This window comes from Marinobacter salinus, assembly GCF_001854125.1.
Classification (GTDB): domain Bacteria; phylum Pseudomonadota; class Gammaproteobacteria; order Pseudomonadales; family Oleiphilaceae; genus Marinobacter; species Marinobacter salinus.
The window spans coordinates 3,574,604-3,591,535 of record NZ_CP017715.1; the positions used below are offsets into that span (position 1 = coordinate 3,574,604).

The following is a 16,932-nucleotide window of genomic DNA, read 5'->3' on the forward strand; positions in this document are numbered from 1 at the left end:
GCGGGGCCCGGCGGCCCCGTTCTGATTCCAGCCGTTGACTGATTAGCCCTGGAGCGCCTGGGCCATTTCCTGCGTTACGTATTCCAGCTCTACCCGCCGGTTTGCGGCATGATCGTCCGGCGTGGCCAGGGGGCGGCTGGAGCCCCAGGCCTTGAGGATGATCCTGGACTCCCGGACGCCTTCCTCCATCAGAAAACGAGCCACTGCGTTCGCCCTCAACCTCGCCAGAAACTGGTTGTAGTCTTCTCCGCCAAAGTTGTCCGAATGGCCATGAACGCGAACGCTTATGTTCGGATATTGCCGCAGGTAATTGGCATGTTGTTTCAGGATAGCCACGTCACCGGTGTCCAGGACGTGTTTATTGAAACCGTAGTGAAACTTCATCCGGTGAGGTCGTTTTACATCAGTGGCAAGCTCTGAGGCGGAAAATCCGGAGGCGATCGCTGCTTTGGCAATCAGGTCCGGGTTGTCCAGAACGAGTACGGTCATTTGCAGTATCCTTGGTTCCAGTGTCCGGTTTTTTTTGTTATTCCCGATTACTATTGGCCGGTGCGGGAATAACGACAATTGGCGAATGGTCGATAGAGTGCTGGTCTGATCGTTAAGTGCCACTGATTAAATGTCATTTCTGTGACCTTTGCATGACACTGTTTATCGCGACGCAGAACACTGCTCACCGTTTGTGGGCACGGGCACATTTCTTCACTTGTACCCGCTTCTTCCTTTCGCTGAATACCATTTGAGCGCGAAAAGAAGGCCTTACTGTGGTAAAAAGCAGGTTTTCAGGGACAGATTGTGATGAATTGTGACCGCCCATGCTGATTATTCCTGCCGAGAACGCCGTTAACTGGAAACGCCCGCCCTGGGTCACCCTGGGCCTGATGATGGCTTGTGTCATGGTTTTCCTGTTTTACCAGGGAGGCGACAGCCAGAAGGTTGAGCAGGCCGTCGAACAGTACGTTAAATCTGGGCTGCAATCCCTGGAAGCTCCGGCCTATGAAGACTATCTGCAACGGCAAATTCAGTTTGAAGGGGCTGCGGACCGGGTCCGTGAATTGCAGCAATTCCAGAAACTCGAGGAGGGTGACGAGAAATTCTGGCTTGCTGTGAGTCTGCTGATGGACCGGGAGTTTTATCAGTACCTCAAACAGAACCAGGGCGTGATCTGGACGCCTGCAGAGCAGGAGCGCTGGAACGAACTGCGCGGGCCGATCGAGGAGCAGTACATTGGCAAGCTGAGCTCTTTCCAGCTTGGGCTGATACCGGCCGAGCTGTCGCTTTATACCCTGGTCACCTACCAGTTCCTGCATGGAGGTTGGGGGCACATTATCGGTAACCTGGTGTTCCTGTTTCTGCTTGGGTTTACCGTAGAGAAAGCCCTCGGCCCCGGGCGCTTCCTGATGGCCTACTTGTTGTGTGGCGCTCTTTCCGGACTGGTTTTCACGGCTTTTTCGACCGGCAGTTACGTACCTCTTGTCGGTGCCTCCGGTTCTATCTCCGGCTTGATGGGCATGTATGTCGCCATCTATGGCCTGCAGAAAATCCGGTTCTTCTACTTTCTCGGGGTTTACTTCAATTACTTCCGTGCGCCGGCAATCGCCATGCTTCCGGTTTGGGTGGGCAAGGAAATCTACGATTACTGGTTTGCCGGTGCAACCGGGATTGCCTATATGGCCCATGCCGGTGGTTTGCTGGCCGGCGCCGGGATGGTCTGGATGCTCGGACACAGCTGGTTGCAGGTACGCGAAGAGTTTTTCGAACCGGAGCAGGACGAACAGGACGCCCGTTTCACCAGCAGCTATGCCCAGGCCATGGCCAGTCTCGGACGTATGGAGTTTGATTTGGCGAAACGGCAGTTCGAAGCATTGCGCGAGCATTACCCGGAACGCCCCATCTTGTTGGAACACCTGTATCAACTTGCCAAACTGCGACCGGACCGACCGGAATATCGGGATCGTGCTCGTGAACTTATGAACGATGCCCTTGGTCGCCACCAGCCGGAGCAGATGGTTTCGGTGTGGCAGGAGTACCTTGGTAAAGGTGAGAGCTACCAGCCGTTAAGCGCCGAAGACCATAACCGGGTGCTGTTCACAAGCCTCAAGCAGCATGACTTGAAGTCGGCTGAGAAAGCCTTTGAACGGCTCCGTAGTACCGGTGACCAGTTACTGACTTCCGAAGCCTGCCGGCTGTTGGTGGCGGAATTCGAAAAGCGGCAGATGGGACCAAAGGCCCGCCATTACCGGCAGTTGCTGCAGATTTAGTGGTACGGGCAAGAGGGCGAGGCTTCCCAAAACACGCTGTGAATACGTCCCTGTACGCTCGGCTCCGCCATCCATGGCTCCGCACGGTTTTGGGAAGCCTCGCCCTCTTGCCCTAGTCTTCTACTGCGAAATTCGCCTTGGGCCCTTTTAACGGCTCCCGTTTTTCGGCCTGCTCCAGGTACGTCGCGATCTGCTCGTGCAGGGGATGATTCACGCAACGTTTCTGGATAAAGGTCAGGAACGCCGTTGCTTTTTCCCATTGATTCAGACCGTTAGCCAGCGTCTGCGCTACCAGGAGGTAGGCCGGCGCGAGTTGCTCGCTGTCCGGAAATCGCTTATGGAAATCCTGGAGCAGTCGCAAGGCCGGTTTAAATTGCCCTCCGTGATAGAGCGTACGGGCACACCTTACTGCCAGTTCAGGCTCTTCCAGTTGAAAACCGGGCTCCCCCTGTTGCAGACCTGCCAACAAGGCAGCCATGCCCTCACCATCGTTACGGTCGGCCAGCCAGCCAAGTAGGCGCGGGTGATAGCGATAAAGCTCGGTGACATCGTTTCTGGCCGTTAACAGCTGATAAAGCTGGCCGATACGAAGACTATTGTCCCGGTCGCGTTTAAGGGCCTCTTTCAGCATGGTCTGGACGCGGTCGTAGTTGCCGTCTTTCAGGTTCATATCGATGTCGGCATCAAACCGGGCGCTGCGATCACGCTGGTGGTGATCCTGGCCCTGGACGTCATCCTGCAGGTCAGAGGCAAAGCCCAGTTCTTCCTGATACTGAAACAGCAGGTAACCCAGCATGTGGAACAGGATCAGGGTAAAGGTACTGTTCAGGAACCCTGACAGGGGCTGTGAGACCCAGGTTGGGAAATGGGTCATGGCGAAGTCCTGCGCTGCTCCAGACGCCAGTGTCATCAGAATCAGGTAGCCATAAAGCAGGAAGTAGGGGCTGCCGATCCGGGAGATCAGCACCGCCAGGTTCATCGGATTCACGGCCGGACCCACGGAACGCTCCATGGCCAGAACCATGATGCTTGCCGGCAGAGCGAGTACCACGAAGGCGAGTGCCAGCAGCATCAGGATGGGCCCGCCGAGCATGCCGGCGGTGGTCACCAGTGCGCCCATAAGCACGAACACCAGTAACTGCAGAATGACAATGTCGAAGCCGCTGCCGGTAAAGGCTACCGAAACCGGTGGTGGCTTGAGGTGACCTTCAGCGGTGTGATTGATAACGGCATAGGTGTACTTGAACAGGGCCAGGGCCAGCACCAGGCCTATGATGAGGCCGATCAGGTTGGCTGGTGCAATGACCGGCACCAGCGTGCAGATAGCAATGACGATCAACGGGTCACTGTGGAACGGGTAGCGGAAAAAAGCACCAATCCGGTTCCAGAACGGAACGACCTCCGTAGCTGCACCCAGGTAACGCATGGCCTTGCTGCAATGGGGGCAGAGTGCCCGGCGCTGTCGGGTATCGGCATCGGGCATGCAGCGACTGCAATAATGCGTCTGGCATTCGCCGCAGTGCCATTTGGCGGGTGTGCCGGGGTGGTAATGACAATCGTGTTTCACAGCTGGCCTTTGTCCTGGTCCGTCAGAAAATCGTTGGCCAATCATGACAGAAGTCATCAGTCACCGCAGCTAACCGGTTAACAGGTAGACTATTGTGGGCACCCCGACGTATGGGTCAGGGCAGATATTCAAACCGGAGGACTCTTGGGCCAGCAACCGCCATCAGGCCAGTTTCGCGATAACGACGGCACCCAGCGCAACTACCACTGGCGTGATGTCTTTGCGCTCGCACTTAAGCACAAGCCCCGGCTGGTCAAGGCAAACCTGCTGGCGATCATGGCGACGGTAATGAGTGTGCCGGTGCCGTTGCTTTTGCCGGTGCTGGTGGATGAGGTGCTGCTGGGAGAAGCCGGGCCTGTCTTGCCGGTGATGGACCGGTTGCTGCCGGATTCCTGGCATCAACCTGTGGTTTACATCGGCATGATGGTGCTTGTGGCTTTTGGCCTGAGGCTGGCGGCGTTGTCGTTCAACGTCTTGCAGTCGCGGGAATTTTCCAAGGTGTCCAAAGACGTTGTGTTCCGGATCCGGTCCCGGTTGCTGGGCAGGTTGCAGCGGGTGGCAATGTCGGAATATGAAACCCGGGGCTCCGGGGGGATCAGCAGTCACTTCATCACCGACCTGGATACCATGGACCAGTTTCTGGGCACCACCATCAGCCGGTTTCTGGTTGCGAGCCTGACTGTGGCCGGCACCGCGGTCGTGTTGCTGTGGGTGCACTGGCAACTGGCCCTGCTGATCCTGCTATTTAACCCGTTGGTGATCCTGGCTACCATCCTGATTGGCAAGCGGGTCAAGGAGCTCAAGCGCCGTGAGAACGCGGCTTATGAGGTGTTCCAGGGCGACCTCACCGAGACTTTGGATGCCATCCACCAGCTCCGGGCCGCCAACCGGGAAAAGCACTATCTTCGCCAGCTGATCGATCGGGCGCGGACCGTGCGGGATCACGCAATCCAGTTTGAATGGCGAAGCGATGCAGCCTCCCGGGCCAGCTTTGCCCTGTTCCAGTTCGGGGTTGATGTCTTCAGGGGCGCAGCCATGGTCACTGTGCTATTCAGTGATCTGAGCATCGGCATGATGTTCGCTATCTTTGGCTATCTTTGGTTCATGCTGACGCCGGTTCAGGAAATGCTGAACATGCAGTATGCCTGGTTTGCCGCCAACGCTGCTCTCGGCCGGATTAACCGCCTGCTGGAACTCAAGGAAGAGCCACGTTATCCGGCACTGGAAAATCCGTTTCGGGGTCGCCACACCGTTGGCCTGACGCTCAAGGACATTCATTTCAGTTACGACGGCGAACCGGTGCTGAGAGGGATCAACCTGCACCTGAAACCGGGTGAAAAAGTCGCGGTGGTCGGCGCCAGCGGTGGCGGCAAGTCGACGCTTGTGCAAGTGATTCTTGGCATGTACACGCCCCAGCGTGGTGAGGTCCTGATTGAGGGGGTGCCGGTCCAGCGCATTGGTTTGCCTTGCTTGCGGGAACATATTGCCACCGTGCTTCAGCATCCAGCTCTCTTCAATGATAGCGTGCGCCAGAACCTGACCCTGGGACGCGAGAAGCCTGAAGCGGAGCTCTGGCACGCCCTGCGGATTGCCCAGCTGGATAAAACCGTGGCTGATATGCCTGACCAGCTCGACACCATGATCGGCCGCCAGGGCGTGCGCCTGTCAGGTGGCCAGCGTCAGCGCCTCGCCATCGCGCGGATGATCCTCTCGGATCCCTCAGTGGTGATTCTCGACGAGGCAACCTCGGCACTGGATGCCGAAACCGAGTACCAGTTGCACCGGGACCTCGAAGCCTTCCTGCGCCAGCGCACAACCCTGATTATCGCGCATCGTCTTAGTGCCGTGAAACAGGCTGATCGCGCCTGCGTGTTCGAGGACGGCCGTATTATTGAGGAAGGTCATCATGATGAGCTGATCCAGCGGGATGGCCTCTACGCGCAGCTTTACGGTGACCGGCAGATGTGATCGCCGGATCTTCTTTATTAATGGTGGTTTTTATTTCCATCAATATCTGATCTGCCTTCGGAGATGCTCGTATATATGCGCGAAAGAGCGACATGTGACGCACTTATTGCTGGCTGTTGAACGGACTCTCAATACCCGCCGCGCCGAATCCGAGGTTTTGAAAAATGTCTGAATCTGTTAATTATGCCCACCAGGAACGACTGCGTAACGACAGCTATCTGTTCTATATCCTGTTAGCTCATGTTCCCGTCGTTGCCTTTCTGATCCCTCTGGAATTCGAAACGGGTGGGTTCGCGGTAATGGCTTCGGTACTGCTCGGCATCGCAGTCACGGGTGGATACTTTTTGCTGCGAGGGCAGAGGGCCTGCTCCGCATTTTTTGCAGCCTGCCTTATGGCCTGGTCGGCCATTATGATTCAGAGTCAGATGGGTCGCGTGGAGATGCACTTTCATATCTTCGCAGCCTTGGCGTTGGTCATCATCTATCGTGACTGGTTGCCGGTGCTGGTCGCCGCCGGCGTTATTGCTGTCCATCATCTGGTGTTCACTGCCCTGCAGCAGGCCGGGGCCACGGTTGGAACCATGCCGGTCATGCTGTTTAACCACGAAGCGACCTATGGCATGGCGTTCCTGCACGCAGCATTTGTGGTATTTGAAGCCGGCACTCTGGTATTTTTTACGCTTCGGATGGCGATGGAGCGGAATCAGTCGTTTCAGCTCATTGGCATCGTGCGGAATTTTGGCGCCAACAAGGATCTCAGTGGCCGCCTGGACGGGACCGGTGACGCCCTGACCGCCAGTTATTTCAATGAAATGATGGACCAGTTCACCAGCCTGATTGGAAAAGTCAGGGAGTTGTCAGGAAAACTGCGTGAAAGTGCCGACGAGCTCACCGGCGTCAGCGACCGCACCAGCCGCGTTGTCCAGGAGCAGCATCGCCAGACCGACCAAGCCGCCGCTGCCACGAACCAGATGTCGGCTACAATCCATGAAGTGGCGCAGAACGCGCACGCCGCCTCTGAGTCGGCCGGCCGTGCTTCGGAGGCGGCTTCAGAAGGGCGAACAAACGTCGAGCACTCTGTGCAGCTAACGGACGCCACAAACACGGCCCTGGGCGACTCGTCCCGTATGGTGACCGAGCTGGTAGACAAGGTGAAGTCCATCGGGGCGTTCATCAGCTCCATCAACGACATTTCTGATCAAACCAATCTGCTCGCGCTGAACGCAGCGATTGAAGCGGCGCGTGCGGGTGAGCACGGTCGCGGTTTCGCGGTGGTCGCCGACGAAGTCCGGAACCTGTCGCGCCGAACCCAGGACTTTACCCGTGAGATTGGCAGTACCATTGATGATCTGGCATCGGTTTCGGAAGCCACTTTTGCCGCTATTGAAATAGGCCAGACCCGCTCTGTTGAGACCAGCGAATCGGTTCGCAGAGCGGGGGAGGCCATTCATCACATCGAGATGGCCATCGCTAATGTCAACGACATGAATCATCAGATCGCCGCGGCAGCCGAAGAGCAGGCGACCGCTTCGTCTGAAATCAACGAGGGGGTTCAGCGCGTGGCTGACCAGAACGCCGAGGTTGTTCAGGCAGCGGATCGGACCCGGACCATGGCCCGGCAACTGGAGCAGGTCATCGGTGACGTTGATGGTCTCGTCCGGGGTTATCAGGGCCTTTGACTTCAGTCTGATATTCACCGGGAGAATTCTGAACATTCACGGGGCTGCAGTTGAACTCTGGTCGATCGGTGCAATAGTTATAGGTGACTTATCATCGCTCGGCCTTCCGGAATATTCGGACGACGACGAAAAGGAGGCACCACATGTCGAACGACAGTCTCAGCAAAGACAGCCTGAATACCTTGTCCAGCCTGGATGCGGGTGGCAAGACCTACCATTACTACAGCTTGCCAAAGGCAGCGGGTACTCTGGGTGACCTGAACCGGCTGCCTTTTTCCCTCAAGGTCCTGATGGAGAATCTGCTCCGTAACGAGGACGACGTCACCGTTGACCGCAGCCATATTGACGCCATGGTGCAATGGCTGAAGGATCGCCGTTCTGACACTGAAATCCAGTTCCGCCCGGCCAGGGTGTTGATGCAGGACTTCACCGGTGTGCCCGGGGTAGTGGACCTTGCTGCCATGCGGGCTGCTGTTGAAGCAGCGGGTAAGGACCCGGCCATGATCAATCCGCTGTCGCCAGTCGACCTGGTGATCGATCACTCGGTCATGGTGGATAAATTCGGCGATGCATCTTCTTTCAAAGACAATGTCGCCATCGAGATGGAGCGTAACCAGGAACGTTATGAGTTCTTGCGCTGGGGTCAGCAGGCCTTCGATAACTTTCGGGTGGTGCCGCCGGGTACTGGTATCTGTCACCAGGTCAACCTGGAATATCTGGGCAAGACCGTTTGGTCGAAAGACCAGGACGGAAAAACGGTCGCCTATCCAGACACTCTGGTGGGTACCGATTCCCACACCACCATGATCAATGGCCTGGGTATTCTGGGTTGGGGCGTTGGCGGTATAGAGGCCGAAGCGGCGATGTTGGGGCAGCCAGTCTCCATGCTGATTCCGGAGGTCGTGGGTTTCAAGGTGACCGGTAAACTCCGCGAAGGCATTACCGCTACGGATCTGGTGCTGACGGTGACCGAAATGCTGCGCAAGAAAGGCGTGGTGGGAAAATTCGTCGAATTCTACGGTGATGGTCTCAAAGACATGCCAGTGGCGGACCGGGCTACTATCGCCAATATGGCCCCCGAGTATGGCGCGACCTGTGGTTTCTTTCCGGTGGATGACCAAACCATCAAGTATATGCGTCTGACCGGTCGTGAAGAGGATCAGCTTGAACTGGTTGAAGCCTATGCCAAGGCTCAGGGGCTCTGGCGGGAGCCGGGCCATGAGCCGGTGTATACCGATAAGCTCGAGTTGGACATGGGCGAGGTGGAAGCCAGTCTGGCGGGCCCGAAACGCCCCCAGGACCGGGTTGCCCTGAAGAACATGAAGGCGTCATTCGAGCTGTTGATGGAAACCGCCGAGGGCCCGGCTGAGAACCGGAAAAGCAACCTGGAATCCGAGGGTGGCCAGACGGCGGTCGGTATTCATGACAGCTATGAGCACGCGGCCAGCCAGCCATTGGAGATGGAAGGTGAGAAATCCCGCCTCGATCCGGGGGCTGTGGTCATTGCCGCTATCACCTCTTGCACCAATACCTCCAACCCAAGCGTGATGATGGCTGCTGGCCTGATAGCTCAGAAAGCGGTCGCCAAGGGCCTGAAAACCCGGCCCTGGGTGAAAACCTCATTGGCACCGGGCTCAAAGGTAGTCACCGACTACCTCAAAGTTGCGGGGCTTGACGATGATCTCGACAAGCTTGGCTTTAATCTGGTGGGCTACGGCTGCACCACCTGTATTGGTAATTCCGGGCCGCTGCCGGATGCTGTGGAGAAGGCGATTACCGATGGTGACCTTACGGTGGCTTCCGTTTTGTCCGGAAACCGGAACTTTGAGGGCCGGGTTCATCCGCTGGTGAAGACCAACTGGCTGGCGTCGCCGCCTCTGGTTGTTGCTTATGCCCTGGCGGGCAATGTGCGCCTTGATCTTTCCAAAGACCCTCTTGGTGTCGGCTCGGATGGTGCGCCCGTGTACCTGAAAGACCTGTGGCCAAGCCAGCAGGAAATTGCGGAAGCCGTCGAGAAAGTGAAGACCGACATGTTCCGCAAGGAATACGGAGAAGTATTTGACGGTGACGCCACCTGGCAGGCGATCAAATTCCCGGAGAGCAAGGTGTATGAGTGGTCCGATAAGTCCACTTATATTCAGCATCCGCCCTTCTTCGAGGGCATGAGGGAAGAGCCGGACGCCATCGATGATGTCAAGGATGCAAACATCCTGGCGCTGCTGGGTGATTCGGTCACTACCGATCACATTTCGCCGGCTGGCTCCTTCAAGGCGGATACCCCGGCGGGCAAGTATCTGCAGGAACACGGTGTGGAACCGAAAGACTTCAACTCCTACGGCTCACGCCGGGGCAATCATGAGGTCATGATGCGCGGTACCTTTGCCAATGTGCGCATCCGGAACGAGATGCTCGATGGCGTGGAAGGTGGTTTCACCAGGTTCGTGCCCACGGGTGAGCAGATGGCCATCTACGATGCTGCCATGAAGTACCAGGAAAAGGGCACACCACTGGTTGTCATCGCGGGCAAGGAATACGGTACCGGCTCCAGCCGTGACTGGGCCGCCAAGGGCACTCGCCTGCTGGGGGTCAAAGCTGTGGTGGCTGAATCCTACGAGCGGATTCACCGTTCCAACCTGATTGGAATGGGCGTAATGCCGTTGCAGTTCCCGGAAGGGACTGACCGCAAGAGCCTGAAGCTCACGGGTGAGGAAACCATCAGCATCGAAGGACTCTCCGGCGAAATCACGCCGGGCCAGAGCCTGCAAATGACTGTGAAATACCCGGACGGATCAACCGAGCGTTGTCAGCTGAAGTCTCGCATCGACACCGCGAACGAGGCGGTATACTTCAGGCACGGCGGCATCCTGCACTATGTTGTGCGGGAAATGCTCAAGTCAGCGTGACAGGGAGTTCCAGCCAGAATGTTGCCCCCCTGCCGGGGGGCGACTCATAATTCACGGTCCCACCCATATTGGTCATCAGCTCCCTTGTGATGGCCAGGCCTAGGCCAGTACCGCCCTTATCTCTTCGGTCCGAGCCGTCGGCTTGCGAGAACTTTTTGAATATCCGGTCATGGAAGTCGGGAGATACGCCGTCGCCCTGATCCTGGATGCAAAGCCGGATATTCTCCCCTGTGGACTGGGTGTGGATTTCTACAGCCGATCCCCTCGGAGAGAATTTGATGGCATTGGATAGCAAATTTGAGATGGCCTGCTCCAGTCGCTGCCGGTCCACCCGAACCCACACCGGTCCCAGCTCGCCCACCTTCAGGTCGACCTGACGCTCGCGCGCGAAGGATTCAATATTTTCGATGGAATCCCGAACCATGTCAGCCAAGGGGCAGTTTTCCAGCCGGAAGGGCATTTTGCCGGCAACCAGTTTCTCGATATCCAGCAAATCGTTGATCAGAAACGTCAGTTGTCTACTGTTCCGGTAGGCGATCTGGGCCAGCTTGGAGGCCTTGTCAGGCAGTTCTCCGGCGGCGTTGTTGGCGAGCAGTCCCAGTGCGCCGGAAATGGAGGTCAGTGGTGTGCGCAATTCGTGGCTTACAGTGGAGATAAACTCGTTTTTCATCCGGTCCACTTTTTTCTGATCAGAAATGTCCTCCGTGATCAGCCAGATAACCGCTTCGCTGTCATGGGCGTCGAGCTTCAGGCCCTGGAGCATCACGGGGAGCAATGACTGATCCGGGCCCGGGAAATACCCCGTCAGCCCGCTGAACCGGATGTTTTTTCTAAGGCTTTCCTGAATACCAAGTCCTTCGGGCAGTTGTTGCCCATTTTGATCGAATACTCGTTCAAAGTAGTCCAGTGACTGGGCCGCGACGCCAAAACTGCGGGTGAAGGTCTGGTTGGCCCGAAGCAATACTTTCCGATGGGCGCTGTACAGTCCAATGCCAATGGGAGCCAGTTCAAACAGACCCCAGAAACGCCGCTGCATTTCACGGTCTTTCAAAAGCAGGCTTGTCAGCCAGAATGCTCCGCCAGTAATGATCAGCACCATCAACGCCAGCGCGCTCCGTATCAGCCACGGATCCTCCGGGTGGTTCGGCCAGCTCTGGACGGGTTCGGCAAAAAGAGTCCAGGTCACGCCGGGCATTTTCACCGTGCTGGCAAGCGGCGATGTCCACTGCGACTCCGTGGGGCCAAAAAAGACGGCGTCGGTATTTTCGATATTATCTGAGGTGGATATGGCGAAATTCAGGTCGCCTTTCAGTGCTTCCAGGCCAGCTTTTTCGAAGAGCCGCTGGATGTCGAGAATTACAGAGATCACCCCCCAGAATTTGCCCGTTTCATTTTCGAAGATAGGAATCCGGCTGGCCAGGCCCTGGCCGCCCTGAACCAGATTGATTGGTCCGCTGAAAATGGCGCGGCGGCTATCAAGCAGGTGTTTTACCTGCTGTTCAGACAGGCTCTGCCGGGTCAGGTCAAGCCCCAAAGCCGCCTCGTTACCGGCTAGTGGATATATATGACGAATAACGAAACCGGGCGCGAGGCCGATATTCCGCAGTTCCGGTGCCAACTGGAAGATGACCGATGCAAGCTGGCGGAACTGCTGTTCATTGATGTCAGGTTGCACAGACACGTTGGCCGCCAGGCCCCAGACAGTCTGAATGTTCTGGAGTATCGTGCTTTGCAGTGCGAGGCTGATCTCGTCAAGCTTCACCTGCGATTGCTGGCGGACTTGAACCTGGTGGCGGGAGGAACTTGCGGAGTCCAGGGTGAATGCCACAATGAGCATCAGCAGAAAAATGCTGAGCCTGGAGCCCCAGACGAGCGTGTGAAATAAACCGTCCCCGTTTTTTACTGTCATCGTTCTCAACGTCTCAAAGGGTCACAATGCGGGCTGCGTTTCAAGCCAGAAAGTAGCACCCTGGCCCTCAACCGACTCAAACCCCACACTACCGTGCATCTGAGCCATGATTTCTCTGGTTATGGCAAGTCCTAGCCCGGTACCGCGGTCTTTTCTGGTGTCCGAACTGTCTGCCTGAGCAAACTTCTGAAAAATTCTGGGCCGGAAAGCCTCCGGTATACCAGGCCCCTGGTCCGATACCTGAATTCTCAGGTGGTTTCCGTTCATGGATGTCGCCACGATGACTTCACTGCACTCAGGGGAAAATTTAATGGCATTTGAAAGCAGGTTAGCCAGAGCCTGCTCGAGCCGGTGATGATCAATGACTGCGTTGCACTCCGGATGACGGTCCTCGAAACGAACCGTTATCCCGCGGTCAACGGCATAAGTCTGAAGCCTCTCGATGGTGTCCCGGATAACTGGGCTGACGAGCTGGGCACGCAGGCGCATGGTCATCTTGCCGGATACCAGCTTTTCCATGTCGAGCAGATCATCAATCAGTTGCTTGAGTTGATCACTGTTTCGCGCGGCGATTGTAACCATCCGCTGAATCTGTTCCGGGAGCTTTCCGAGAGCACCACCGGCAATCAGGCCCAGGGATCCGGCGATGGAGGTGAGCGGTGTGCGCAATTCGTGGCTGACGGTCGAAATGAATTCATTTTTCATACGCTCTATTTTTTTCCGTTCCGATATATCCTCAATCAGAGTCCATACCAGTGGACGGCCGGAGGCAGCAAATATGCGCACGCCCTGTATCAGGGCAGGGTAGGTGGAGCCGTTGCGGCGTTTGATTTCCTGTTCAATGGGGCCAAAACGACCGGTTTCCCTGAGGGCAGTGATGGCGGCATTGCGGATTTCTTCGAAATTTTCCGTCGGTATCAGCCGGCCTCCGGGCGTTACCATCAGTTCTTCGCGGGTATACCCGGTAGGCTTAAGGAGCGCGTCGTTGAAATCAACGAAGCTGGCCGTTCGGTAATCGGTCAGGGCAATACCGATGGGGGATAGTTCAAAAAGCCGCCGCAATTCCTGCTCGCTCTCCTGCAAAGCCAACTCCGTGCGCTTCTTGTCGTCGATATCGGTAATGTAGCCATGCCATCGAATACTGCGGTCGGCCAGTAGCTCCGGCGTGGCATGTCCTTCGACCCATCGCCATCCCCCGTCGTGCCATTTTACCCGGTACTGGTGCTGCCAGAGCGTGAGTTGCTCAGCTGAGGCTGTAATGGAGTCCGATACCGTGCCGAGATCGTCGGGGTGGATTTTCGCAAATGCGGGGGCTGCATCCTCTTGCGCTTCTTCCGGTGTAACGCCATAGATGCCCTGGATGCCAGGGCTTGAAAAAGGAAAAAAGGAAGTGCCGTCGGGCCGCAACTGGAACTGATAAAGCATGCCGGGTGTTTGCTCGACCAGTTTGCTTAATGTCTGGGTGCTGATTTTCCGCTCGATCACGGCGCCCACCCAGCGGGCCAGCAACCTGACAAAGGTGATCTCGGTATCGGAAAAGCCACCGGTTCTCTCCGACGGCGAGGAAAAATTCAGGGTTCCAAAGAGCCGGTCATGGAGCTGAATCGGCGCAGCCAGGTAGCTTTCCAGGCCGAATTGATCGTAACAGGGGCGGTTTCGGTAGGGTGAGCCCCCCATGTGGGAAATGGCGAGGCTTTCGTTTTGCTCGACCATAATGGAGCAATAAGTGTCGGAGAGAGGAAAGCTCAGGCCTTGCTGAAGTCCTGAACCTGCCGGTGCGTCAAACCAGAGTATGGTATACACATCACTGGTGATTTCACTGATGATTGCCAAAGGCAGGTTGAGGTAGTCGGCACCGAGTCGCAGTGCCTTGCGAATGCGTTCCTCGTCGTTGCTTTCCGGGTCCATAGCCAGATCGTTCAGAATGCCCAGGGCGGTATTCTGCTCTTGAATCAGTTCGAGGTTGCGCATTTCCTCGGTGATATCGGCATGGGTGCCATACATCTTCAGTGGCTTGCCGTCGGAGGTCCACTCGAATACGCGGCCACGATCATGGGTCCAGACCCAGTGGCCGTCCTTGTGTCTCATCCGGCAACGATAATCATATTCATCGATCTTCCCGGCGAAGTGAGCTTCCAGCAGGCGTTCCGATTCGGGTAAATCTTCAGGATGGGCGAGGTTGAGCCAGGTCTGGATAGTGACGGGCTCCAGCTCCTCCAGCCGGTAACCGCAGATTTGTGCCCAGCGCTCATTGAACACTGTGTTTCCTGTTTGCACGTTCCATTCCCAAGTGCCGACACGGGTGCCATCAATCGCGGCCCGGGTCCGACGCTCGCTTTGCTTCAGATCCCGGTAAAACTCGGTTGCGGCCTGTAAATTGATCTCCCGTTCTACACAATCAGCCAGTTCCCGTAACAGGGATTGGTCCTCGTCACTGAATGCGCGGGGCTTCCTGTCGATCAGGCAGAGGGTGCCGAGCCGGTACCCATCACTGCTGTGCAGCGGCGCCCCTGCATAAAACCGAATGAGCGGAGCCTCCTTAACCAACGGGTTGTCACTGAACCGGTCGTCGTGAAGGGTGTCTTCAATAATAAAGAGATCTGAATGAAGGATGGCATGGCCGCAAAACGAAATGTCTCTGGGTGTTTCTGGAACCGCAAGGCCCTGACAGGATTTGAACCATTGGCGATTTTTGTCAATAAGGCTGACCAGGGCAATCGGCACGTTGAACATTTTGCAGGCCATGCGGGTGAAGCGATCGAATCGCTCCTCCGGACTGGAGTCGAGCAACCCTGCTTGATCTAGGGCGGATTGCCGAGCTTGCTCATGGCTGGGAAAGTCAGGCGTTTGCATGGTTGGTAACGTCCTCGTGTCCGGCAAGGGGCAGTTCTATCCAGAAATTCGCACCCTGGTCATAGTAGTAGCCAATGTGGCCCTGCATGAGCGCGGCGAGCTCCCGGCAGATGGCAAGCCCAAGACCGGTACCTTTGGCTGATCGAGTGGTTCCCGCTTCAGCTTGGGAGAAGCGCTCGAACAGCCTTGAAACAAAGGCGTCCGGTACGCCATCACCGCTATCCCTGACAACGATTCTTGCGAAGCCTGGCCTGGCCTTTTCTGCCTGAACCAATACCCGCCCCTGTGCCGGTGAGAATTTGATGGCGTTGCTGATGAAGTTGTCCAGTATTTGTCTCAGGCGGTGCCCATCTGCGACGACGGTGAGCTCCGGGTCACTGGTGCCGACTAACGATACCTGATGCTCGGTGGCCATGGTCTGATTTCCTGAAACGGCCGATTCGATGACGGGCTTCAATGCCTGTGGCACCAGGGACAGGGCCATCTGGCCGGCGGACAGTTTGCTGATATCCAGAAGGTCTGAAATCAGCAGTTGCAGCCGCTCGCCGTTTCGAAGTGCCAGGCCGTTCATCGTTTTCGCCCGTTCGGGCAGGTCTCCGGCGGCACCGGACTCTATCAGTCGCAGTGCACCGTTCATGGATGTCAGGGGAGTACGAAGTTCGTGGCTGACATTGGAGACAAAGTGCTCTTTCATCTCGCTGATGGCATCCCGCTCATCCATCAGGCGATTGAAGGCCAGGGCAAGATTGCGGACTTCTCTGGGACCGCGGGGGTCCAGTCGTGCAGCTTTTGACGGATTTCGGACCATGTTTTCGATCTTGCGGGTCATGCGATCAAGAGGTTTGGTCGCTGAGCGGCTGATCAGCAGGCTGATTACAGCAATGATCATCGCTATGCCCAGACTGATTCCGAAAAAACGGAAAAAAGATTGCTGTGCCGGTGCTGTTGCCCATTCGTAAGGAACGGCGCGGACGAATTGCCACCCGAGTTTCTGAAGGTGGCTGGTGGCGTAAATGATTTCGCGACCATCGGGCCCCTTGATATGCCCAAAACTAATCCCCGACAAGGCAGCATCAATCAATGGGTTTTCACCGGGTTCGGGCAAGGGCTTGATGCCTTCGCCCGAGGATGGTCCGCCCTCAACGTAAAGGAAATTGTCGGTATCAATGACGTTGAAAATGGCATCGTCGTTGGCGATCTCCCGGAGCATGTCTTTCGGAATGATGCTGGTTTTTCCGAGGTTGATTGTGCCGCCCAGAAAGCCGAGTAGATCGCCGTCATCCGTTTCTATGGGCGCGACAAACGAGAGCAGGGGGACCCCTGTGGTTCGGCCGATAATCGGTCGGCTAATGACTGGCTCGCGGGTTTTTATGGCCCTTTTGAAGTGCTGCCGATCGGCGTAATTGGTCCCGATACGGCCGGGGACAAAGAAGCTCTCTGCAATGGCGGTTGCCTTGTCGTCGAGCACCAGAATGCCGTCAGGAAACAGGGTCTTCAAAAGTCTCTGGCGGTCAAGCTGAACGGCGATTTCTTCAAGGGAGTGAAGTTTATGACCATCGCTGAGCATGCTGGCCGAGTCCGAAAGAATATCCAGCTTTAGCTGCAGTTTCTGGTCAACTTCGGCCGAAATTCGCCTGGTTTCGTAGAGCTGTTGCTCGGTAAGAATGAATTCAAAATCTTCGACCAGAGCACTGTAGGCAATCAGCAATACAGAGCCGACAGTGGCAATGGTTCCGGCAAGTACGATCAGGGCAAGGCGTGTGCCCAGTGAAAATGAACGCAAACCGACTTC

9 protein-coding genes are annotated in these 16,932 nt (G+C 56.5%); 4 read left to right on the plus strand and 5 right to left on the minus strand.

All coding sequences use genetic code 11. The features are described from left to right. Nucleotides 1-42: 42 nt before the first annotated feature. The gene (locus BKP64_RS16530; protein WP_070972609.1) at nt 43-489 is read right to left on the minus strand and encodes an OmpA family protein; all 447 of its coding nucleotides are present in this window, start codon (nt 487-489) and stop codon (nt 43-45) included. 326 nt (nt 490-815) lie between these two features. Here BKP64_RS16530 and BKP64_RS16535 point away from each other — a divergent pair, with 326 nt between their 5' ends. After that, nucleotides 816-2,261, plus strand: coding sequence for a rhomboid family intramembrane serine protease (locus BKP64_RS16535; protein ID WP_070972611.1), 1,446 nt, complete (start codon nt 816-818; stop codon nt 2,259-2,261). Between the two features lie 112 nt (nt 2,262-2,373). On the opposite strand, the gene BKP64_RS16540 is transcribed toward BKP64_RS16535, so the two are convergent. Beyond that, nucleotides 2,374-3,828, minus strand: coding sequence for a hypothetical protein (locus tag BKP64_RS16540; RefSeq protein ID WP_070972613.1), 1,455 nt, complete (start codon nt 3,826-3,828; stop codon nt 2,374-2,376). 249 nt (nt 3,829-4,077) lie between these two features. Between BKP64_RS16540 and BKP64_RS16545 the strand changes: the two genes are divergently transcribed. The 3 genes from BKP64_RS16545 (at nt 4,078) to acnA (ending at nt 10,378) form a co-directional block, all read left to right on the plus strand. Beyond that, nucleotides 4,078-5,796 (plus strand): ABC transporter ATP-binding protein, encoded by a 1,719-nt coding sequence (locus BKP64_RS16545; RefSeq protein WP_227515601.1) that lies wholly within the window; start codon nt 4,078-4,080, stop codon nt 5,794-5,796. 164 nt (nt 5,797-5,960) lie between these two features. Further along, a complete protein-coding gene (locus BKP64_RS16550) occupies nt 5,961-7,475 on the plus strand; it encodes a methyl-accepting chemotaxis protein (RefSeq protein WP_070972617.1) in 1,515 nt (504 codons plus the stop codon). 143 nt (nt 7,476-7,618) lie between these two features. Beyond that, nucleotides 7,619-10,378, plus strand: a complete 2,760-nt coding sequence (gene acnA / locus BKP64_RS16555) for an aconitate hydratase AcnA (RefSeq protein WP_070972619.1) — start codon at nt 7,619-7,621, stop codon at nt 10,376-10,378. Here the strand turns inward: acnA and BKP64_RS16560 are convergent. The 3 genes from BKP64_RS16560 to BKP64_RS16570 are packed head-to-tail and all read right to left on the minus strand — an operon-like array spanning nt 10,365 to nt 16,923. After that, nucleotides 10,365-12,287, minus strand: coding sequence for a sensor histidine kinase (locus BKP64_RS16560; RefSeq protein ID WP_070972621.1), 1,923 nt, complete (start codon nt 12,285-12,287; stop codon nt 10,365-10,367). The two genes, acnA and BKP64_RS16560, sit on opposite strands and share 14 nt — an antisense overlap. A 21-nt stretch (nt 12,288-12,308) precedes the next feature. Next, nucleotides 12,309-15,140, minus strand: coding sequence for a PAS domain-containing protein (locus BKP64_RS16565; RefSeq protein WP_070972623.1), 2,832 nt, complete (start codon nt 15,138-15,140; stop codon nt 12,309-12,311). Beyond that, a complete protein-coding gene (locus BKP64_RS16570) occupies nt 15,127-16,923 on the minus strand; it encodes a sensor histidine kinase (protein WP_070972625.1) in 1,797 nt (598 codons plus the stop codon). Before BKP64_RS16570 ends, BKP64_RS16565 begins: the two co-directional genes overlap by 14 nt. Nucleotides 16,924-16,932: the final 9 nt, after the last annotated feature.